The 19,137-nt window shown below is 66.1% G+C and carries 20 protein-coding genes; 12 read left to right on the top strand and 8 right to left on the bottom strand.

The genetic code is table 11. The annotated features are described in order from the left end of the window. Window positions 1-110: 110 nt before the first annotated feature. Window positions 111-845: a FadR/GntR family transcriptional regulator gene (locus YH64_RS09955; RefSeq protein WP_046803774.1), complete on the bottom strand. Its 735-nt coding sequence runs from the start codon at window positions 843-845 to the stop codon at window positions 111-113. Window positions 846-1,012: 167 nt separating this feature from the next. Here YH64_RS09955 and YH64_RS09950 point away from each other — a divergent pair, with 167 nt between their 5' ends. From YH64_RS09950 to pyrF, 3 genes are read left to right on the top strand one after another with little or no spacing between them, the layout of a single operon-like run. After that, window positions 1,013-1,411 carry a diacylglycerol kinase gene (locus YH64_RS09950; protein WP_006221640.1) on the top strand — a complete coding sequence of 133 codons (399 nt, stop codon included), beginning with the start codon at window positions 1,013-1,015 and terminating at the stop codon, window positions 1,409-1,411. Between the two features lie 48 nt (window positions 1,412-1,459). Beyond that, window positions 1,460-2,779, top strand: a complete 1,320-nt coding sequence (locus YH64_RS09945) for an NAD(P)/FAD-dependent oxidoreductase (RefSeq protein WP_082134395.1) — start codon at window positions 1,460-1,462, stop codon at window positions 2,777-2,779. A gap of 7 nt (window positions 2,780-2,786) precedes the next feature. After that, window positions 2,787-3,605: an orotidine-5'-phosphate decarboxylase gene (gene pyrF, locus YH64_RS09940; RefSeq protein WP_006221642.1), complete on the top strand. Its 819-nt coding sequence runs from the start codon at window positions 2,787-2,789 to the stop codon at window positions 3,603-3,605. Here the strand turns inward: pyrF and YH64_RS09935 are convergent. The 6 genes from YH64_RS09935 to ribBA all read right to left on the bottom strand — a co-directional run bounded on the left by YH64_RS09935 (window position 3,589) and on the right by ribBA (window position 8,058). Then, on the bottom strand, window positions 3,589-4,164 hold the full coding sequence (locus YH64_RS09935) for a CinA family protein (RefSeq protein WP_046803773.1): 576 nt from the start codon (window positions 4,162-4,164) through the stop codon (window positions 3,589-3,591). The two genes, pyrF and YH64_RS09935, sit on opposite strands and share 17 nt — an antisense overlap. Further along, complete coding sequence (locus tag YH64_RS09930; RefSeq protein WP_046803772.1) at window positions 4,161-4,667, bottom strand: phosphatidylglycerophosphatase A; 507 nt, start codon at window positions 4,665-4,667, stop codon at window positions 4,161-4,163. The genes YH64_RS09935 and YH64_RS09930 overlap by 4 nt, the downstream gene beginning before the upstream one ends. Before the next feature lie 90 nt (window positions 4,668-4,757). After that, window positions 4,758-5,723, bottom strand: coding sequence for a thiamine-phosphate kinase (gene thiL, locus YH64_RS09925; protein ID WP_046803771.1), 966 nt, complete (start codon window positions 5,721-5,723; stop codon window positions 4,758-4,760). Between the two features lie 139 nt (window positions 5,724-5,862). Continuing rightward, window positions 5,863-6,372, bottom strand: a complete 510-nt coding sequence (nusB, locus tag YH64_RS09920) for a transcription antitermination factor NusB (protein WP_006227614.1) — start codon at window positions 6,370-6,372, stop codon at window positions 5,863-5,865. Next, a complete protein-coding gene (gene ribH / locus YH64_RS09915; protein WP_046803770.1) occupies window positions 6,341-6,871 on the bottom strand; it encodes a 6,7-dimethyl-8-ribityllumazine synthase in 531 nt (176 codons plus the stop codon). The genes nusB and ribH overlap by 32 nt, the downstream gene beginning before the upstream one ends. After that, window positions 6,868-8,058: a bifunctional 3,4-dihydroxy-2-butanone-4-phosphate synthase/GTP cyclohydrolase II gene (ribBA, locus tag YH64_RS09910; RefSeq protein ID WP_046803769.1), complete on the bottom strand. Its 1,191-nt coding sequence runs from the start codon at window positions 8,056-8,058 to the stop codon at window positions 6,868-6,870. The genes ribH and ribBA overlap by 4 nt, the downstream gene beginning before the upstream one ends. A 148-nt stretch (window positions 8,059-8,206) precedes the next feature. Here ribBA and YH64_RS09905 point away from each other — a divergent pair, with 148 nt between their 5' ends. From YH64_RS09905 to YH64_RS09865, 9 genes are all read left to right on the top strand, one after another. Further along, a complete protein-coding gene (locus YH64_RS09905) occupies window positions 8,207-9,043 on the top strand; it encodes an HAD-IIB family hydrolase (RefSeq protein ID WP_046803768.1) in 837 nt (278 codons plus the stop codon). 13 nt (window positions 9,044-9,056) lie between these two features. Further along, window positions 9,057-9,872, top strand: a complete 816-nt coding sequence (locus tag YH64_RS09900; RefSeq protein WP_046803767.1) for an IclR family transcriptional regulator — start codon at window positions 9,057-9,059, stop codon at window positions 9,870-9,872. A gap of 155 nt (window positions 9,873-10,027) precedes the next feature. Further along, the gene (gene phnD / locus YH64_RS09895; protein WP_046803766.1) at window positions 10,028-11,026 is read left to right on the top strand and encodes a phosphate/phosphite/phosphonate ABC transporter substrate-binding protein; all 999 of its coding nucleotides are present in this window, start codon (window positions 10,028-10,030) and stop codon (window positions 11,024-11,026) included. A 6-nt stretch (window positions 11,027-11,032) separates the two neighbouring features. Next, window positions 11,033-11,803 (top strand): phosphonate ABC transporter ATP-binding protein, encoded by a 771-nt coding sequence (phnC, locus tag YH64_RS09890; RefSeq protein ID WP_046803765.1) that lies wholly within the window; start codon window positions 11,033-11,035, stop codon window positions 11,801-11,803. Then, window positions 11,800-12,684, top strand: coding sequence for a phosphonate ABC transporter, permease protein PhnE (gene phnE, locus YH64_RS09885; protein ID WP_143215319.1), 885 nt, complete (start codon window positions 11,800-11,802; stop codon window positions 12,682-12,684). Before phnC ends, phnE (YH64_RS09885) begins: the two co-directional genes overlap by 4 nt. Further along, a complete protein-coding gene (gene phnE, locus YH64_RS09880; protein ID WP_046803763.1) occupies window positions 12,681-13,505 on the top strand; it encodes a phosphonate ABC transporter, permease protein PhnE in 825 nt (274 codons plus the stop codon). Before phnE (YH64_RS09885) ends, phnE (YH64_RS09880) begins: the two co-directional genes overlap by 4 nt. A gap of 217 nt (window positions 13,506-13,722) precedes the next feature. Continuing rightward, entirely contained in the window at window positions 13,723-15,381 is a 1,659-nt protein-coding gene (locus tag YH64_RS09875) for a CYTH and CHAD domain-containing protein (RefSeq protein ID WP_046803762.1), read from the top strand. A gap of 367 nt (window positions 15,382-15,748) precedes the next feature. After that, entirely contained in the window at window positions 15,749-15,943 is a 195-nt protein-coding gene (locus tag YH64_RS09870) for a hypothetical protein (protein ID WP_104141982.1), read from the top strand. 36 nt (window positions 15,944-15,979) lie between these two features. Then, a complete protein-coding gene (locus YH64_RS09865) occupies window positions 15,980-18,178 on the top strand; it encodes a phosphocholine-specific phospholipase C (protein ID WP_046803761.1) in 2,199 nt (732 codons plus the stop codon). Window positions 18,179-18,271: 93 nt separating this feature from the next. On the opposite strand, the gene ftsY is transcribed toward YH64_RS09865, so the two are convergent. Continuing rightward, the coding region (gene ftsY / locus YH64_RS09860) for a signal recognition particle-docking protein FtsY (protein ID WP_143215318.1) at window positions 18,272-19,137 on the bottom strand (866 nt) is incomplete at its 5' end.

The raw sequence follows: 19,137 nt of genomic DNA, 5'->3' as shown, positions 1-19,137 counted from the left end.
CGGGCGCGGCGCAGGATGGGGTGGCCGACCCGCCTTATGTTTCACATCGGAATTTCACATACGTGGTGCACCTTGGTACTGCGACTGCGACTGTGAGAACCCCGGCGGCGTCAGGACGCCGCCGGTTCTTTGCTATCGATGCGCATCGTCTCGGCCGCGCCCGGCCAACTGGCGGTCAAGCGGTCGAACGAGCAGGAAAGATGGTGATGCATGGCCGCGCGCGCGGCAGGCTCATCGCCCGCCGCGATGGCGGTGATGACGCGGCGGTGCTCGGTGATGGCGACGGCCCAGCTGTCCGGGTTTTCAAAGTAGTCGCCCAGTTTCACGGACAGGGGGTTGTGGCGTTCGTCGAACAGTTCGCCCACCACGCGCACCAGCACGGCGTTGTTGGCCATTTCGGCCACGCGCAAATGAAACAGCCGGTCGCCGCGGATGGGCACAAAGCCCGCGCGGGCTTCGTCTTCCATGGCGCCCACGGCTTCCAGCAGGCCGTCGACCAGCGCCGGCGTGGGGCTGCGGGCGGCCTGGGCGGCAAGTTCGCCTTCGATAGTCCAGCGGGCGCGGATGGTTTCCAGGGGGCTTTCGGCGGTCAGGCTGGCGCGCGGCGAGCCCGACAGGCTTTGCACGTACACGCCCGACCCCATGCGCACTTCCACCCAGCCTTCGACTTCCAGCGCGATCAAGGCCTCGCGCACGGACGGGCGCGACACGCCCAGCTTCAGCGCCAGGTCGCGCTCCGGCGGCAAGCGCGCGCCCACGGGGAATTCGCCCGCTTCGATCAGCAAACGCAGCTGGTCGGCGATCTGGCGGTACAAGCGGCGCGGCTCGATGGTCTGGATCGGCATGGTGGGTGGGGTGAAACCGGACGGGTAAAGTGGCCTTACCAATTGACCAGAATCCTGCGCCTGCCGGCCATGCGTCACAATTAGGGTTTGCCCATAGGTTCGCACCGCGTCACGCGGGCAACCCATATCTGTTAAAAAGCCGCCACACCCGGCCTTCCTACGCGCACATGACCCACGACCCGCAACACTCGCCCTTCAAAAGCTCCGGCGGCTTGCGCCGCATCCTGAATGCGCTGCGCTACTCGTGGCAAGGCTTGCAGGCGGCCGTCAAATACGAGGCGGCGTTCCGCCAGGAACTGGCCTTGGCCGTGCTGATGATCCCGGCCGCGTTCTTCCTGGGCCGCACCACGGTCGAGGTGTTCTTCCTGGTGGGCACGGTGGTGATGGTGCTGGCGGCAGAGCTGCTTAATTCCGCCATCGAGGCGCTGGCCGATGCCTTGTCCGTGGAACGCCACCCGCTGCTGGGCCGCGCCAAGGACCTGGGCAGCGCGGCGGTCATGTTGCTGCTGATTTTTGCAGGCGCCGTCTGGATCGGCGTGGCGATCAGCCGTTTCGTCATGCATTGAAACGGTCAGCATCCCGTGGGGGATGCGGCCGTCTTTATACTGGGAGCCATGATGCCTAATTCGACGTCAACACGCTCTGAACGCATTGTCATCGTCGGCGGCGGTGCGGGTGGCCTTGAACTGGCCGCCAAACTTGGCCGGGTCCACGGCCGCCAGCACATCACGCTGGTCGACAGCCGGCCCTTCCACATCTGGAAGCCGTCGCTGCATGAAGCGGCCGCCGGCACCCTGGATATACACCAGGAAGGCCTGTCCTACCTGATGCTGGCCCACATGAACGGCTTTTCGTTCGCGCAGGGCCGCCTGGTCAGCGTAGACCGCGAGCGCCGCCAGATCGTGGTGGACGCCGTCAACGATACGCAGGGCCTGGAAGTGCTGCCGCGCCGCGAACTCGGGTACGACACCCTGGTGCTGGCCCTGGGCAGCACGTCCAACTTTTTCAACACGCCCGGCGCTGCCGAACACGCCGTCACGCTGGACACCACCGAAAACGCCGAACAGTTCCGCCTGACCATGCTCAAGGCCATGGCGCTGGTGGACCAGGCCAAGGTGCACAACCCGTCCGCCCGGCTGGACCTGGTGATTGTGGGCGGCGGGGCCACCGGCGTGGAATTGGCCGTGGAACTGACGGAAGCCAGCCACGTCGTCAGCGCCTACGGCCTGCCTAACTTCCGCGCCGAACGCGACCTGGCCATTACCTTGGTGGAAGGCGCGCCACGCATTCTGTCGGCGCTGCCGGAAAAGATTTCAGAGGCCGCCACCCACCGCCTGACCGAACTGGGCATCGGCGTTGAAACCGCCTGCCGCGTGTCGGAAGTGACCGGGCACAGCGTCAAGACGGCCGATGGCCGCGAATTCCCCGCGCAGTTGTGCATGTGGGCCGCCGGCATCAAAGGCCCGGCCTTGCTGGCCGACCTGGGCTTGCCGCTGAACAAGCTGGGGCAGGTGGAAGTGAACGAACGTCTGGAAACGCCGGACCCGAACATCCTGGCCCTGGGCGATTGCTGCTCGGCGCCTTGGCGCGACGGCCGCAGCGTGCCGGCCCGCGCGCAAGCCGCGCACCAGGAAGCCGACTACCTGGCCAAGAAACTGACGGCCCGCCTGCGCCACAAAGCCGAACCCACCGAGCCCTACGTCTACCAGGACCACGGCTCGCTGGTGTCGCTGGGGCAGGACGCCGGCGTGGGCAGCCTGATGGGCAAGCTTGCCGGACGGGGACTGTTCGTAAGCGGTACACTGGCGCGCTTGATGTACATGAGCCTGCACCTGATGCACCACAAAGCGGTGTTGGGCATTTCGCGCACGGCCTCCCTTGCCCTGGCTCGCCTGCTGATGCGGCGCACGCGCCCCCGGGTCAAACTGCACTGAACTCCCCATGAATTTCCTGCAAAAACTCGAACACGCCTGGACCACCAGCAACTCGCTTCTGCAAGTGGGCCTGGACCCCGACCCCCAACGCTTTCCGCGCGAATTGCAGGACAAGCCGGACGCCATCTTCCAGTTCTGCCGCGACATCGTCGATGCCACCGCGCCGTACGCTTGCAGCTTCAAGCCGCAGATTGCGTACTTTGCCGCGCACCGCGCCGAAGACCAATTGGAAGCGCTGTGCCAGCACATCCGCGACAAGCATCCCGACCTGCCGATCGTGCTGGACGCCAAGCGTGGCGACATCGGTTCCACCGCCGAGAACTATGCGCGTGAGGCGTACGAACGCTACCAGGCGCACGCGCTGACGGTCAGCCCGTACATGGGGCTGGATTCCGTCGAGCCCTACCTGGCGTGGCGCGACCGTGGCGTGATCGTGTTGTGCCGCACGTCCAACCCGGGCGGTTCGGACCTGCAATTCTTGAAGATGGATAACGGCGAACCGCTGTACCTGCACGTTGCCGGTCTGGTTGCCGACAAGTGGAACGCCAACGGGCAATGCGGCCTGGTGGTGGGCGCCACGTTCCCGAACGAATTGGCGGCGGTGCGTCAGCGCATTGGCGACGCCCTGCCCCTGCTGGTGCCGGGCATCGGCGCGCAAGGCGGCGACATTACCGCCACGGTGAACGCTGGCGCCAACGCGGCGCGCAGCGGCATGATGATCAACTCATCGCGCGCCATCATCTACGCCAGCGGCGGCGACGACTGGCGCGAAGCCGCCGGCCAGGCCGCCAAGGGCCTGAGGGACGCCATCAACGCAGTGCGTTGATTTCCTGATCAGCCCCCACGAATTCCAGCAAGCCGCGTAACGCAAACTCCACGGCGGCCTGACGCACTTGCGTACGGTCGCCAGGAAACACGTGGGTGGCGGCGCGGCTGGTGATGCCGTCGCCCACCCGCATCGCAAACCCAAACGACACCATGCCCACCGGCTTGCCCGGCGTGGCGCCCCCCGGCCCCGCAATGCCTGTCGTGGACACGGCCACGTGCGCGGCGGGCGCAACCAGCAACACGCCGTTGGCCATCTCAAGCGCCACGGGTTCGCTGACCGCGCCAAAGTGATGCAGCGCGTCGGGCGAGACGTCCAGCTCGGTCACCTTGGCATCGTTGCTGTAGGTGACGAAGCCGCGTTCGAACCAATCGCTGGAACCCGCCACCGACGTCATCGCGCCTGCCAACAGCCCACCGGTGCACGATTCCGCCGTGCCCAGCATCCAGCCATGGCGCCGCATTGCGTCGCCCAGCCGCTCGGCCAAGCCGGCCAGTGTGGCTTCCGACAACTGCGCCGCCGACAGATTCGAACGGGTATTTCCTTGCAGTTCGCTCATCCCAAGACTCCTGTGCGCGCGACCAGCACCATGACCAACAGGGCATAGCCGGCCGCGACGATATCGTCCCACATGACGCCAAAGCCACCCTTGATATGGGCGTCGAAGAACTTGATGGGCGGCGGCTTGACGATGTCGAACGTGCGAAACAACGCAAACGCCAACAACTGCGACAACCAACCCGCCGGCGTCAGCCACAGCACCAGCCAAAACGCCACCATCTCGTCCCAGACCATTCCGACATGATCGGCCTGCCCAAGTTCACGGCCTACGCGATGGCAGGCCCAGCAGCCATACAGAAAGGCCAACGCCAGGAACACGCCAATCGCCAGGTCGGATGCCGCGGGCGCGGCGGCAACCCAGATGCCCCAAGCAAGTAGCGTGCCCCACGTGCCCGAGGCCGGCCGGATCAGGCCGCTGCCCAGGCCAAAGGCGATCAGGCGGCCAGGGTCACGGCACACCCACCCAAGCGTGGGATACGCAGCCCGCGAGCGTTCGCGCATGGACGGGGAGGACTTATCGGAAGAGGACATGGTGCCTGGGCCGCTTGAAAGAGGAGGAGGAAAACGGAAACCGGAATCGGCTATTCACATTCAAGCCGCCGGAAAATGATCGAAGCCGGCGGGCAGGTCGGCCAGCGGCTGACCTTGCGCATCCAACACGCGCAGCCCGGGTTGGGCCAGTGTGTGGCCAACGCGCGTCACCCGCGCTTGCGCCTGATCGGCGGCCTGTTGCACGGCCTCGCGCCGCGCGGCGGGCGCGGTAAAGCACAGCTGATAGACGTCGCCCCCGCCCAATACGGCGCGGCGACGCGGCGCATCGTCCAGCGCCGCCAAGGCGGCAGCCACCGGCATGCGGGCGTATTCCAGGTTGGCGCCCAGGCGGCTGGCGGCCAGGATGTGCCCCAGGTCTTGCAGCAAGCCGTCCGACAGATCGATGGCGGCGTGGGCAATGCCGCGCAGTGCCAAGCCCAGCGGGACCTGCGGTTGCGGCCATTCCAGCGCGGGGCGGGTTGCGGTCAGCAAGGCGTCGTTGGCGGGATACTGGCCGTCCAGCAATCGGTAGGCCACATCCGCCGCGCCCAGTTCGCCCGACACCCAGATATCGTCGCCCGCCTGCGCGCCGTCACGCCGCAATGCCTGCCCGGCGGGCACCGCGCCGAACACCGTCACGCTGATGGCCAGATCGTGCGCGCTGCGGGTGGTGTCGCCACCGATGAGCGGGCAGCCGTGGGCATCGGCCAGTGCATGGAAACCATCCGCGAAAGCAGCCAGCCAGGGTTCGTCCAGGCGCGGCAGGGCCAGGCCCAGCACGCACCCAATCGGGCGCGCGCCCATGGCGGCCAGGTCGGACAGGTTCACGGCCAGCGCCTTGTGGCCCAGGGCGCGCGGGTCCACGTTGGAAAAGAAATGCCGGCCTTCCAGCAGCAGGTCGGTGCTGGTGGCGACCTGCTCGCCGGGCGGCACGGGAAACAACGCGCAGTCATCGCCCACGCCCAACAAACCCGCAGGCGCGGTGCGGGTGAAATAGCGCGCGATCAAGTCAAATTCGGACGCCACGGCAACTCCGATGCGCCGGCCGGCGGCCGGCTGGAAAACACATAAGAAAGGGGTCAGGCGCGGACCACGCCTGGCGCACCGTACAACGATGCGCGCAGGGCAGCCCGCGCCTGACCCCTTAAGAGGCCATCAGGCGGGGTCAGCGTCGCTGCTGCGCCGCCGCCTGGACCTCGTTGGCGCGCACGTCGGCAGCCAGTTTGTCGAGCACGCCGTTGACGAACTTGAAGCCGTCGGTACCGCCGAACGACTTTGCCAGTTCAACGGCTTCGTTGATGGCAACCTTGTACGGCACTTCGACATGATGAATCAGTTCGAAGCTGCCGATCAACAGGATGCCGTGCTCAACGGGCGACAACTCGGCCAGCGGGCGGTCGACATAAGGCGTGAAACGCTCGCGCAGCGCCGGGGCTTCGCGCAGGACACCATGCAGCAAGGTCTTGAACCATTGCGCGTCGGCCTCGGAAAAATCCTCGGTGTCGCGCAGATGGGCGTCGATCTCGCCGGCGTCCTGCGTGCCTTCGCCGCCGCGCAGCAGCCACGCGTAAACGCCTTGCAGCGCGAATTCGCGTGCACGGCGGCGTGCGCTGCGCGCGTTGGCGCGGGCTTGCGCCGCGCTATCAGCGCTGGTCGTCGTCTTCTTCGTCGTCAAAATCTTCGTCCTCGTCGTCTTCGTCTTCGTCTTCTTCCTCGGGTTCCAGCGCCGCCACCAGGTTGGCCATTTCAACGGCCACCTGGGCGCAATCGCGGCCCTTGCCGGCGGCGCGGGCTTGCGCCTGCTCGTCGGTGTCGACGGTCAAGACGCCGTTTGCGACGGGGATGCCGGTTTCCAGGGAGATACGGGTGATTGCAGTGGCCGTTTCATTGCTGACCACTTCAAAGTGATAGGTCTCGCCACGGATGACGGCGCCAAGCGCGATCAAAGCGTCGAATTCAAACGTTTCGGCCATGTGGGACAGGGCCACGCCCAGTTCCAGGGCGCCCGGGACGGTGGTGACCATCACGTCGCGTTCGTCCACGCCCAATTCGGCCAATTCCTTCAGGCACGCTTCGAGTTCGGCCTGACCGATTTCTTCGTTGAAGCGAGCGCGAACGATGCCGATGTGCAGCCCTTCGCCGTTCAGGTCGGGGGTAAGGATGTAAGGGTTCATGTGTCGGCCTTAAGTGTTGCGGGAGTATTCTGCGGGTCGCAATCGTAACCCGTAATGGTCAGGGAGAAGCCCGCCATGCTGGGCATCTTGCGGGGCCGGGCCAGGAGCCTCATCTGGCCAACATTCAGGTCACGCAGGATCTGCGCGCCGATGCCATAAGTGCGCAAGCCGAAGCGGTCGGTGCTGGCGGCGGCGTCGGCCTGGGCCTTGGGGTCGCTCCAGCCAGCAATCTGGCCAAACAGGTGTTCCGTGGACGACTGGCAGTTCATCAGCACCAGCACGCCGGCCGGCGCGGCGGCAATGGCTTCCAGGGCCTTCGCCACGCCCCAGCTATGCGGGCTGGCGCCGGTGTCCAGCACGTCCAGCACGGAAGCCGGTTCATGCACGCGCACCAGCGTTTCGACGTCGGGAGAAACGTTACCATGCACCAGCGCCAAGTGGGCGGAGCCGGTGGCGGCGTCTTCGTAGGCCACGGCCTCGAAGGTGCCCCAGGCCGTCTGCATGGGCCGCTTGCCCACGCGCTTGACGATGGATTCGTGTTCGCTGCGGTACTGGATCAGGTCGGCGATGGTGCCGATCTTCAGGTTGTGCTGGCGGGCAAATTCCACCAGGTCCGGCAAGCGGGCCATGGTGCCGTCGGGCTTCAAGATTTCGCAGATGACGGCGGCGGGCGTCAGGCCGGCCATGGCAGTCAGGTCGCAACCGGCTTCGGTGTGGCCGGCGCGCACCAGCACGCCGCCGGGCACCGCGCGCACCGGGAAGATGTGGCCGGGCTGGACCAGGTCGGACGGCTTGGCATCGCGCGCCACCGCCACCTGGATGGTGCGGGCGCGGTCGGCGGCCGAAATACCGGTTTCAACGCCTTCGGCGGCTTCGATGGACTGTGTGAAGTTCGTGCCGTAGCGCGTGCCGTTGCGGGCCGCCATCATGGGCAGCTCCAGCTGGCGGCAGCGTTCTTCGGTCAGGGTCAGGCAGACCAGGCCGCGGCCGTGGGTCACCATGAAGTTGATGGCTTCGGGCGTGACGAATTCGGCGGCCATGACAAGGTCGCCCTCGTTTTCACGGTCTTCTTCGTCAACCAGGATGACGATGCGGCCGGCGCGAAGCTCGGCGATGATCTCGGCAACCGAAGCGATACCGAAGGATTCCGGCTCGGAGCCGGGCAAAGAGGACAACTGGACGGACATGGCGGGCACGCAAACCAGGCGGGAAAGCCCGGATTTTACCGCCCCTGGGCCTAGAACCCCTATTGGTCTGCAAGAAGCCCGTTCGGCGGGGGTCATACGGTTAAACTTTCGCCCGGAGATCCCCCTTAAAACTCGAAGGAAAAACCTCATGCAAGCCCTTGCGGCCATGCCTTTGACCGTGGCGGCGGCGGTTCGCGTCGTCCTGACCGACATCGACGACACGCTGACCACCGAAGGCCGCCTGCCGGCCGACGCCTACGCCGCGCTGGAACGCCTGGAGGCGGCTGGTATCCAGGTAGTGCCCATCACCGGCCGCCCGGCCGGCTGGTGTGACCATATCGCGCGCATGTGGCCGGTGCGCGCCGTGGTGGGGGAAAACGGCGCGTTCTACTACGCGTATGACCGCCAGGCCCGCCGCATGACGACCCACTACTGGACGGACGCCGCCTCGCGCCAGGCCAGCCGCAAGCGCCTGGATGCCATCCGCGACCGCGTGCTGGCCGAGGTGCCGGGCTGCGCGGTGGCCAGCGACCAGGACTACCGCGTGGCCGACCTGGCCATCGATTTCTGCGAAGACGTGCCCGCCCTGCCCGATTCGGCCGTCAGCAAGATCGTCCAGATCTTCCAGGACGCCGGGGCGCATGCCAAGGTCAGCTCGATCCACGTGAACGGCTGGTTTGGCGACTACGACAAGCTGACCATGACGCGCACGATGTTCCAGCGGGAATTCGGCCAGGACGTGGCCGACGCGCTGGACAGCACGCTGTTCATCGGCGATTCGCCCAACGACGAGCCCATGTTTGCGTACTTTCCGATTTCGGTGGGCGTGGCGAACATCCAGGCGCAATTGCACCGCTTGAAGGACCGCCCCGCGTTCGTGGCCGCCTATCACGGCGGCGCCGGGTTCGTCGAAATGGCCAACCGACTGTTGGCGGCGCGCCAGCAACCGCAGGCCGCGCCATCATCCCCAGCCCGATCGGCATAAGGGCAGACACACCGTGGCCACCTCCAAGACCCCCGCCGCGCCCGCCAATGATGGCCGCCGCAGCATCCAGTCCATCGAAGTGGGCGTGCCGTTGTTGTCCGCCCTGGTCGACGCCGGCAAGCCGCTGACCCTGCGCGACCTGGCGGCGGGCGCCGGCATGACGTCCGCCAAGGCGCACCCCTATCTGGTCAGCTTCATCCGCGTGGGGCTGGTGCAGCAGGATGCCGTTACCGGCCAGTACGAGCTTGGCCCCTTCGCCTTGCAGATGGGGCTGGTCAGCCTGCAACGGCTGGACCCGGTGCGCATCGCCATGCCGGAGATCGCCAAGCTGCAATCGGACATCGGCCACACGCTGGGCATTGCCGTGCTGGGCTCGCACGGCCCCACGATGATCCACATGACCGAAGCCAGCTACCCGGTGCACGTGAACATGCGCAAGGGCACGGTGATGTCCATGCTGCACACCGCCACGGGGCTGGTGTTCGCGGCGTGGCTGCCGCCCAAGGTCAGCGAACACTACATCGCGCGCGAAGAAGGCGACACCGCCGTCATCGCCAGCGTGCCGCCGCCGCGCAAGGCGTCGCGCGCCAATATCGAAGCCCAGCTGGCCGACATCCGCGTGCACGGCATGGCGCGCGCGCTGGGCAACCCGCTGCCGGGCGTGGATGCGCTGTCGGTGCCGGTGTTCGACAACACCGGCAACATCGTGCTGGCACTGACCAGCCTGGGCCCGACGGGGCTGTTCGATGTGTCGTGGGACGGCACGATTGCCAAACCGCTTTTGGCCTGCGCGCACGAGATCTCGCGCAAGCTGGGCTATCGGGGCTGATCCCCCTGCCTGCGTTCGCAAACAAACGAACATAAAGCGAACAATTCGAACAAATCCCGAAAAGAAAGGCAGGGACTTTCCCAGGTGTGCCTGTCCCCTCTTGTGTGTTTGAATTCAGCAAATATTCAAATTCATCCCAAAGAGGAGACAAAACCATGCACGCGATGCGTCTAATGCAAGCGGCCGCCCTGGCCGCGTTCGCCGTTGGCGGTTCCGCCGCCAACGCCGCCGACACCTGCTCGAACCGTGGCGATCTGGACCAGATGTACTGCGACGCCAACAAGGATCTGGTGGCGGACACACCCTCCGACGCCTCCAAGCTGAAGACACCGTCGACCCTGGTGTTCACCTACACCCCCGTGGAAGACCCGGCGGTGTACGAAGACATTTTCAAGCCCTTCACCAAGCACCTGTCCGAATGCACGGGCAAGCGCGTTGTGTTCTATCAGGTGCAAAGCAACGCCGCTGAAATCGAAGCCATGCGCTCGGGTCGCCTGCACGTGGGCGGCTTTTCGACCGGCCCCACCGCCTTCGCCGTGAACATTGCCGGCGCGGTGCCGTTTGCCGTCAAAGGCTATGCCGACGGCTTCCAGGGCTACAACCTGATCGTCATCGTCAAAAAAGACAGCCCCTACCAGAAGCTGACGGACCTGAAGGGCAAGAAGCTGGCTCACACCGCGCCGTCGTCGAACTCGGGCCACATGGCGCCCGTGGCCCTGTTTCCCAAGGAAGGCCTGACCCCGGACAAGGATTACAAGGTGATCTTCTCGGGCAAGCACGACCAGTCCGTCATGGGCGTCAATTCCGGCGACTACGACGCCGCCGCCGTGGCGTCGGACGTGTTCAAGCGCATGGTTGAACGCGGCCAGGTCAAGGAAGCCGACTTCCGCGTCATCTACCGTAGCGAAAAATTCCCGACTTCGTCGTTCGCCTACGCGCATGACCTGGAGCCCAAGTTCCGCGACCAGATGCTCAAGTGCTTCTACGACTACCGCTTCCCCGCGGAAATGTCCAAGGCCTTCGATGGCGCCGACCGCTTCTATCCGGTGACCTACCAGAAGGACTGGGCCATCGTCCGCCAGGTGGCTGAATCGGGTGGCGAAAGCTTCAACCGCGCCGCCTACGACCGCGAATCCGCCAAGAGCAAGAAGTAATCCAGCATGACGACGTCGCTACGCATTTCCGGCCTGGTCAAGGAATACCGGGCCGGCCGGCCGGTTCTCAATGGCATCAACCTTGAAATCGCCGGCCAAGGCCTGACCGCCATCATCGGCCCTTCCGGCACCGGCAAAAGCACGCTTCTGCGTTGCATCAACCGGCTGATCGAACCCACCCAGGGCGAGATCGTGTTGCAGTCCAAGGAAGGCGCCGTGGACCTGGCCCGCGTGCGTGGCGCGTCGCTGCGCCGCGCCCGTCGGCGCATCGGCATGGTGTTCCAGGAATACAACCTGGTCGAACGCCTGACCGTGATGGAAAACCTGCTGACTGGCCGGCTGGGCTATACCTCGGCGCTCAAGGCCTGGATGCGCCGCTTTGAGCCCGAAGACATCGAGCACGCCTACAAGCTGCTCGATACCGTTGGGCTGGCCGGTTTTGCCGACCAGCGCGCCGATGCCCTGTCGGGCGGCCAGCGCCAGCGCGTGGGCATTGCCCGCGCCCTGATGCAGCGCCCGCAGCTGCTGCTGGCCGACGAGCCGACCTCGTCGCTGGACCCGAAGACCTCCGTTGAAATCATGGAATTGCTGTCCGACCAGGGCAGCGCCACCGGCATCCCCGTCATCGTCAACATCCACGACGTGGAACTGGCGCGCCGCTACGCCACGCGCATCGTCGGCATGTCCGGCGGGCACGTGGTCTACGACGGCGACGGCCAGGGGCTGGACGCCACCATGCTCAAGACCATCTACGGAGGCGAGTCTTGGCTGGAATGACGCACCCCCGGGGCGGCCGCCCCTTTGCCATGTCCGGGCGCGCCAAGGCGGGCCTGGTGTTGCTGGTGATCTACACCCTCTATGCGGGCGCGCAACTGGATTTCAGCTGGGCGCGCTTTGAAACCGGCATGGGACACGCGTCGACGTTTCTTTCGCGCATGTTTCCGCCCAATTTCGAAAAGCCCGCCACCTTGTGGAAGGGCATCGCCGAAAGCCTGGAAATTGCCGTGCTGGCCTCGGTGCTGGGCATTCTGTTCGCCCTGCCCGTGGGCCTGCTTGGCGCGCGCAACATGATGCCCGCCTGGGTGTCCTGGCCCGCGCGTTCGCTGGTGGCCCTGTGCCGCGCGCTGCACCCGGTCATCGTCGCCATCCTGTTCGTGAAGGCCGTGGGCTTTGGCGCGCTGGCGGGCATCCTGGCGTTGACGGTGGCGTCCATCGGTTTCATCGGCAAGCTGTTCACCGAGGCCATCGAAGAGATCTCGCTAAAGCAGGTGGAAGCGGTGCGCGCCAGCGGCGCATCGTTCGCCAACGTGATCATCTTTGGCGTGCTGCCGCAGGTATTCGCGCGCTTTATCGGCTTTGCCACCTACCAGTTCGACTCAAACCTGCGCAACTCCACCATGGTGGGCATCGTGGGCGCGGGCGGCGTGGGCGGCACGCTGTTCTCGGCGTTCCAGCGCTTTGACTACGACTTCGTCAGCGCCATCCTGCTGACCTTGATTGCCATCATCATGCTGGGCGAAATCATCGCGGGCTTCGTGCGCGCCGTATTCCTGGACAACCTGGGGTTCGACCGCATCCTGCAAGGCCGCTTTGCCGGCGCGCGGGGCATCGGTACCGGCAAACCGCCGGTGGCCCGCAAGGCGGAGGTGGAAGAATGAACGCCCACGCCTCAAGCCTGAATCCGCCCGGCTCGCCGCGTGTGTGGCAGCGCTACAGCATGGGCCAGCGGCTGCTGCGCTTTGCGCTGTACCTGCTGGTGGTGGCAGCCATCGCGCAGGCCATACGCGGCGTGGAGGTCATACCGGAATTCCTGTATGACGCGCCCGAGCAGATGGCCGACCTGTTCCGCCGCATGTGGCCCATCGACTGGGCCTACTACCCGGACGGCGTGCACAACGCGCTGATCGAAACGCTGCACATCGCCACCCTGGGCACCATCCTGTCCGTCTTCATGGCGGTGCCGGTGGGCCTGCTGGCGGCCAACAACCTGACGCCCAGCAAAACCATCAACATGCTGGCGCGATTGATCCTGGTGTCCAGCCGCTCGGTCAATTCGCTGGTATGGGCGCTGCTGTTCATCGCCATCTTCGGACCTGGCGCCTTGGCCGGCACGCTGGCGATTGCGTTCCGCTCGATCGGGTTCGTGGGCAAGCTGGTGGGCGAAGCCATCGAGGAAGCGCAGCGCGGGCCGATCGAAGCGGTTACCGCCACGGGGGCCAGCAAAGCGTCCGTGCTTTGGTATGCCTACTGGCCGCAGATCCGCCCGGCGTTCTGGTCTATCGTGCTGCTGCGCTGGGACATCAACGTGCGCGAGTCCGCCGTGCTGGGGCTGGTGGGCGCGGGCGGTATCGGCATGGCGCTGGATACGGCGCTGAACCTGTTCCAGTGGGATCGCGTGGCGCTGGTGCTGGCCGCCATCTTCGTGGTGGTCGTACTGGCCGAAATCATCATCACGCAGGCGCGCAAGCGCATCCTGTAAGCGCTGCTTCCTGATTACGCTTGTCGGTTTCCCCTGACCAGCGCTCCTTGGCGCCGCCCTTGAAAAAAGGCGGCGTTTTTCTTTTGTCCCGGCAACAGTGGCTTGTTGTGCACCGCGAATGGCGACTATGCTCGATGTGACCAAAATATGAACCGTCATCAAATCCGCCCCCTTGCTTGATTAAGATCTCGGCTTTTGCCGTCGGACACCCACCGCCATGTCGGAACAGGAATTGAAACTGCACGTGCCCGCCGCGACGCGCCAGGCCGTCCAGAACGAAGTCAAGCAACGCGATGCCACGCGCATCCGTCTGCACGCCATGTACTTCGACACGCCCGAACGCGAGCTGGCGCGGGCGCGCATTGCCATCCGGCTGCGTCAGGAAGGCCCGGACTGGGTGCAGACCCTGAAGATGCCCGGCATCAATGCCATTACGCGCATCGAACTGAACCACCCCCGCCCCGGCCCCGTGCTGGACCTGTCCGTCTATGCCGGCACCGAAGTCGAAGAGGCGCTGGGCGCAATCAAGGGCGAACTGGGCCTGCGCTATGAAACCGACGTGCTGCGGCTGCTGCGCAAGGTCCGCACCCGTTACGGCACGGTCGAACTGGCCTTCGACACCGGCATCCTGCGCGCGGGCGCGCTGGAGCTGCCGATTTCCGAACTGGAATTCGAGCTGATGTCGGGCCGCCCCGCCGCCATCTTTGCGGTGGCGCGTGGCTGGCAACAGCGCCACAGCCTGGTGCTGGACCCGCGCAGCAAGTCCGAACGCGGCGACGCGCTGGCGCAACTGGCCCACAAGCTTGCCGTTGAAGACGCCAACCCGGGCGACGATCTGGAAGCGCGCCGGGCCCAAGCCATTGCGCAATTCTGGGCACCGCGCGGCGCGGCCCCGGTCAAGCTGCGCGAAGACATGACGGCCCCGCAAGCCCTGGGCCGCATCGCCGCCGAATGCCTGGACCAGATCGCGCGCAACGCCGCCGTGTTGGCCGAAGTCGATACCGAAGGCGTCTACCGCGCCGGCAATTCCGAACACGTGCACCAGCTGCGCGTGGGCGTGCGCCGCCTGCGCTCGGCCTGGAAGCTGTTCGACGGCTGGGTCGCGCCGGTGCCGGACACGCTGCTGCAAGGCGTGCGCACGCACTTTGCCGCCTTTGGCGCCAACCGCGACCAGGACGTGCTGAACGAAACGGTGGCGCCCGCGCTGATCCACGCAGGCATGCCGGTGATTCCGATGGAGGCCGCGCCGCCTGAACAGGACGCGCGGACGATTGCCGCCGGCAAGGCATTCCAGGCCTGGCTGCTGGAGCTGCTGGAATGGAGCCTGGATGTGCCGCCCGCGTTGCCATCCGGGGGCGCGCAGGCCGTGGCCAATGGCACGCCCAGCGATGCCGCGCCCGAACCGGCCCTCCGGCTGGAAGGCGGCCTGGCCGCCACCAGCGTGAAGCCGACCATCATCCCCATGCTGGCGCCCGAACCCGACCCGCATCATCTGCGCAAGCAGCTGGCGCGGCGCCTGCACCGCTGGCACAGCAAGGTGGCGGAACAGGGCACGCAGTTCGCCAAACTGGATATCCCCACGCGCCATGAATTGCGCAAGCGCGGCAAGCGGCTGCGCTACAGCCTGGCGTTTGCCGAGTCGCTGCTGCCAGCCGCCAAGCTGCGCGGCTATCGCAGGCTGTTGTCCCGCGTGCAGGACGTGCTGGGCGAAATCAATGACCTGGCCGTCGCCAAGGACTATTACGAGTCGTGCACCGCCACGCATCCGCAAGCCTGGTTCGCGCTGGGCTGGATCAGCGCGCGCCTTGAAGAGCTGGCCGTGGACGCACAAAAGGCCTTCGACGCCCTGGCGAAAAGCAAGCCTTTCTGGCGCTAGGCCAGGCCGCGCGCGGCTGCGCCACGCGCGTCGGCGCGGTGGCCCCTGCGTGCGCGAATCGGTTGCGGGGCAGTGCCCAACGGGTGCGTCGGCGCCTCGGCCCGTGTACCGCATCTTCGCGACAATTGGCCGCGCGCCTTGCACCTGGACACGCATCTAGCAAGGCGTTTCAAAAAAAGGGCCAGAGTCAGCAACGGGTCAGCTTGCTGTCAATTTGTCGACATCCGCGACACCAATACTGGATCGCTGTCGCCCGGCCGCCCTGCGCCGGACGCATTCGTGGCCCGCAGCATCCCGCCCGACATTCGTCCTGTGTGACGGCACGACGGCCCTTGCGGGCCGTCAGCCCATCCACAACGACCGAACCATGGAAACCCAATCTCCCTTGCTCGCCCATGCAAGACGAGGCCTTGCGGCCTTATGCGCCTTGTCGCTGGTGTTCGCGCTGTCCGCTTGCGGCGGCGACGACAACGACTCTGACGAACCGGCTCCTGCTCCGCCCACCACGACGCCCACCCCGCCCGCGCCCCCTGCCGCGTGCGCGGTGCACTGCGCGCCTTGAGCCCGTTTCCCATCGATCACCAGGACAGACAAGCCAATGACGTTCGACGCATCCAAACGAAAGTTCTTCAAGACCACCGTGGGCGCCACCGCCGCGGTCAGCGCGCTGTCGATGTTTCCGCCCAGCATCCGCCGGGCGCTCGCCATTGAAGCCAGCAACGCCACCGGCACGATTCAGGACGTGAAGCACGTCGTGATGCTGATGCTGGAAAACCGTTCCTTCGACGGCTACTTCGGCACCTTCCCCGGCGTGCGCGGTTTTGGCGACCGCTTTCCCATTCCGCTGGCCAACGGCAAATCGGTATTCCACCAGACGCGCAGCGACGGCACCGAGGAATTGCCCTATCACCTGGACGCCGCGCAGGGCAACGCGCAACGCGCCGGCAGCACGCCGCACTCGTGGCCCAATTGCCAGGCTGCGTGGGACCACGGCCGCATGAACAAGTGGCCCAGCGCCAAGCAGCCGCTGTCCATGGGCTACTACGAGACCGCCGAAGTGCCGTTCCACCGCGCGCTGGCCGACGCCTTCACGCTGTGCGACAACTACCACTGTTCGATGCACGCCGGCACCATCCCGAACCGCCTGTTTTTCTGGACCGGCACCAACGGCCCGTCGGGCGACAACGTGTCGGTGGTGATGAACGAATGGAACGACGGCGCCGACGTGGGCCCGTCCACCGAAGGCTGGACGTGGACCACCTATGCCGACCGCCTGCAAGCGGCCGGCGTCAGCTGGAAGGTCTACCAGAACATCCCCGATAACTTCGGCTGCAACGAGATGATGAGCTTTCGGCACTGGCGCGCCGAGATCGAAAAAATGCCGGCGGACCGCCGCGTCACCAACCAGGGCGGCCCCGCGTACAACCCGGCCATCGACGACCAGTACAGCCCGCTGGCCAAGGGCTTTGGCAACACGATGGCCGACGGCGGCTTCCTGCAAAGCCTGCGCGACGACGTCGCGAACGGCACGCTGCCCGAAGTGTCGTGGATCATTCCGCCGGCCGCCTACAGCGAGCACCCCGGCCCGTCCAGCCCCGCCAAGGGCGCGTGGTACATCCAGGCCGCGCTGGACGCGTTGACACAGTCGCCCGAGGTCTGGAGCAAGACGGTGTTCCTGGTGACCTACGACGAGAACGACGGCTTCTTCGACCACATGCCGACGCCCTCGGCGCCGTCGCGCAACGACGACGGCACGCTGGCCGGCAAGTCCACGCTGACCGACGCGCAAATGGCGTTCGAGTATTTCGACTACCCGCCGGCCACGCCCAAGCAGCTGACCGCCGACGGCAAGCCGTTCGGGCCGGGGATGCGCGTGCCGATGTGGGTGATTTCACCGTGGAGCCGGGGCGGCTGGGTCAATTCGCAAGTGTTTGACCACACCTCCGCGTTGCGCTTTCTGGAACAGCGCTTTGGCGTCGTGGAACCCAACATCAGCGCGTTCCGCCGTGCCGTGTGCGGCGACCTGACCACCACGCTGGACTTCGTGACGCCCAACAGCGCCCGCCTGCCGACCCTGTCGGGCCGCACGACCAAGACGGACGCCGATGGGCTGACGACCTGGCAGGAAGCGCAGCCGGCCATCGCCATCCCCACGCAGCAAACGCTGGCCCCGCAGGCCTCGGGCACGCGCCCGTCGCGCGCGCTGCCGTACGAGCTGCACACCAGCGCGCGCGAGCAAGCCCGCGAGAACCGCGTGCAGCTACTGTTCGCCAACGCAAGCGGTGCGCAAACGGCAGCCGTCTTTCATGTGTACGACAAGCTGCACCTGGACCGCATTCCGCGCCGCTACGTGGTCGAAGCGGGCAAATCGCTGGATGACGTCTGGGACGTGTCGGGCGACAGCGGCCAGTACGATCTGTGGGTGCTGGGCCCCAACGGCTACCACCGTTCGTTCTCGGGCGACTTGATGCGCGCGGCCGGCGCACAGCCCGAAATCCAGGTTTGCTACGTGCCGTGCGACGACGCCCAGGTGCAGGTGAAGCTGCACAACAATGGCACGCAGGACTGCGTCTTCACGGTGCAAGCCATGGCCTACCGCAACGATGGCCCTTGGACGGCAACGGTGGCGGCGGGACAGGTCGGCGAACTGAGCTGGCCGGTCACCAGCAGCGGCCAGTGGTACGACTTCACGGTGGGCTGCGACACCTACCCGGCATTCAAGCGGCGCTTTGCGGGCCGCATGGAAACGGGCAAGCACGGCATCAGCGACCCGGCGATGGGGCAGCTGGACAGCTGAAAATAAAACGGGACGGCGCCTTGGGCGTCGTCCCGTTTTGCGGTCCGGCAGGCGAGCGATCGGCTGCCGTATCACCGCCGTATCAGCGCCGGGTCAATCCGCCAGCAAGGCGCCCGCGAATTCGTCCGCGACGAAGGGTTGCAGGTCTTCCAGGCTTTCGCCCACACCGATCCAATACACCGGAATCGGACGCACGCCCTGGCTGCCCGCCGCCACGGCGGCCAGCGTGCCGCCCTTGGCGGTGCCGTCCAGCTTGGTCACGACCAGGCCGGTCAGGTTGATGGCGGCATCAAAGGCGCGGATCTGGGCCAAGGCGTTCTGGCCGGTGTTGCCGTCCACCACCAGCAGCACTTCGTGCGGCGCCGATGCATCCGCCTTGCCGATGACGCGGCGGATTTTTTTCAGTTCTTCCATCAGGTGCAGCTGCGTGGGCAGGCGACCCGCCGTGTCCACCATGACCACGCCCATGCCGCGCGCGCGGCCGGCGTTGACGGCGTCAAAGGCCACGGCGGCCGGGTCGCCGCCATCTTGCGAAATGACGCTGACGTTGTTGCGGCTGCCCCATTCCACCAGTTGTTCGCGCGCGGCAGCGCGGAAGGTGTCGCCCGCTGCCAGCAGCACGCTGGCGCCCTGGCGCTGGAACGTGTGCGCCAGCTTGCCGATGGACGTGGTTTTGCCCGCGCCGTTCACGCCGGCGATCATCACCACCAGCGGCTTGGCGCTGGTCAGGTTGAAGCCGCGCTCCAGCGGCCGCAGGTGGTCGGCCAGCAACTGACGCAGTGCGGTCTTGACCTTGGCGGGGTCTTCAATGCGCTCTTTCTTGACCCGCGCACGCAGCGCGGTCAGCAGCTTCTCGGTGGCCTCCAGGCCCGCATCGGCCATAATGAGCGCCGATTCGAGTTCCTCGAACAGGTTTTCATCGACCTTCACGCCGACGAAAATGCCACCAATGCTCTGCC

The sequence above is a fragment of the Achromobacter sp. LC458 genome, assembly GCF_001005835.2.
In the GTDB taxonomy this organism is placed as follows: domain Bacteria; phylum Pseudomonadota; class Gammaproteobacteria; order Burkholderiales; family Burkholderiaceae_B; genus Achromobacter; species Achromobacter spanius_B.
The sequence above is the reverse complement of the archived record's forward strand: the minus strand, read 5'-3'. Positions and strand labels throughout refer to the sequence as shown.

Excerpts from the sequence above, each read along its gene's own strand:
- YH64_RS09955 (WP_046803774.1), bottom strand. The coding sequence starts at position 845 with ATGCCGATCCAGACCATCGAGCCGCGCCGCTTGTACCGCCAGATCGCC.
- YH64_RS09950 (WP_006221640.1), top strand. The coding sequence starts at position 1,013 with ATGACCCACGACCCGCAACACTCGCCCTTCAAAAGCTCCGGCGGCTTG.
- YH64_RS09945 (WP_082134395.1), top strand. The coding sequence starts at position 1,460 with ATGATGCCTAATTCGACGTCAACACGCTCTGAACGCATTGTCATCGTC.
- pyrF (WP_006221642.1), top strand. The coding sequence starts at position 2,787 with ATGAATTTCCTGCAAAAACTCGAACACGCCTGGACCACCAGCAACTCG.
- YH64_RS09935 (WP_046803773.1), bottom strand. The coding sequence starts at position 4,164 with ATGAGCGAACTGCAAGGAAATACCCGTTCGAATCTGTCGGCGGCGCAG.
- YH64_RS09930 (WP_046803772.1), bottom strand. The coding sequence starts at position 4,667 with ATGCGCGAACGCTCGCGGGCTGCGTATCCCACGCTTGGGTGGGTGTGC.
- ribH (WP_046803770.1), bottom strand. The coding sequence starts at position 6,871 with ATGAACCCTTACATCCTTACCCCCGACCTGAACGGCGAAGGGCTGCAC.
- ribBA (WP_046803769.1), bottom strand. The coding sequence starts at position 8,058 with ATGTCCGTCCAGTTGTCCTCTTTGCCCGGCTCCGAGCCGGAATCCTTC.
- YH64_RS09905 (WP_046803768.1), top strand. The coding sequence starts at position 8,207 with ATGCAAGCCCTTGCGGCCATGCCTTTGACCGTGGCGGCGGCGGTTCGC.
- phnD (WP_046803766.1), top strand. The coding sequence starts at position 10,028 with ATGCACGCGATGCGTCTAATGCAAGCGGCCGCCCTGGCCGCGTTCGCC.
- phnC (WP_046803765.1), top strand. The coding sequence starts at position 11,033 with ATGACGACGTCGCTACGCATTTCCGGCCTGGTCAAGGAATACCGGGCC.
- phnE (WP_143215319.1), top strand. The coding sequence starts at position 11,800 with ATGACGCACCCCCGGGGCGGCCGCCCCTTTGCCATGTCCGGGCGCGCC.
- phnE (WP_046803763.1), top strand. The coding sequence starts at position 12,681 with ATGAACGCCCACGCCTCAAGCCTGAATCCGCCCGGCTCGCCGCGTGTG.
- YH64_RS09875 (WP_046803762.1), top strand. The coding sequence starts at position 13,723 with ATGTCGGAACAGGAATTGAAACTGCACGTGCCCGCCGCGACGCGCCAG.
- YH64_RS09870 (WP_104141982.1), top strand. The coding sequence starts at position 15,749 with ATGGAAACCCAATCTCCCTTGCTCGCCCATGCAAGACGAGGCCTTGCG.
- YH64_RS09865 (WP_046803761.1), top strand. The coding sequence starts at position 15,980 with ATGACGTTCGACGCATCCAAACGAAAGTTCTTCAAGACCACCGTGGGC.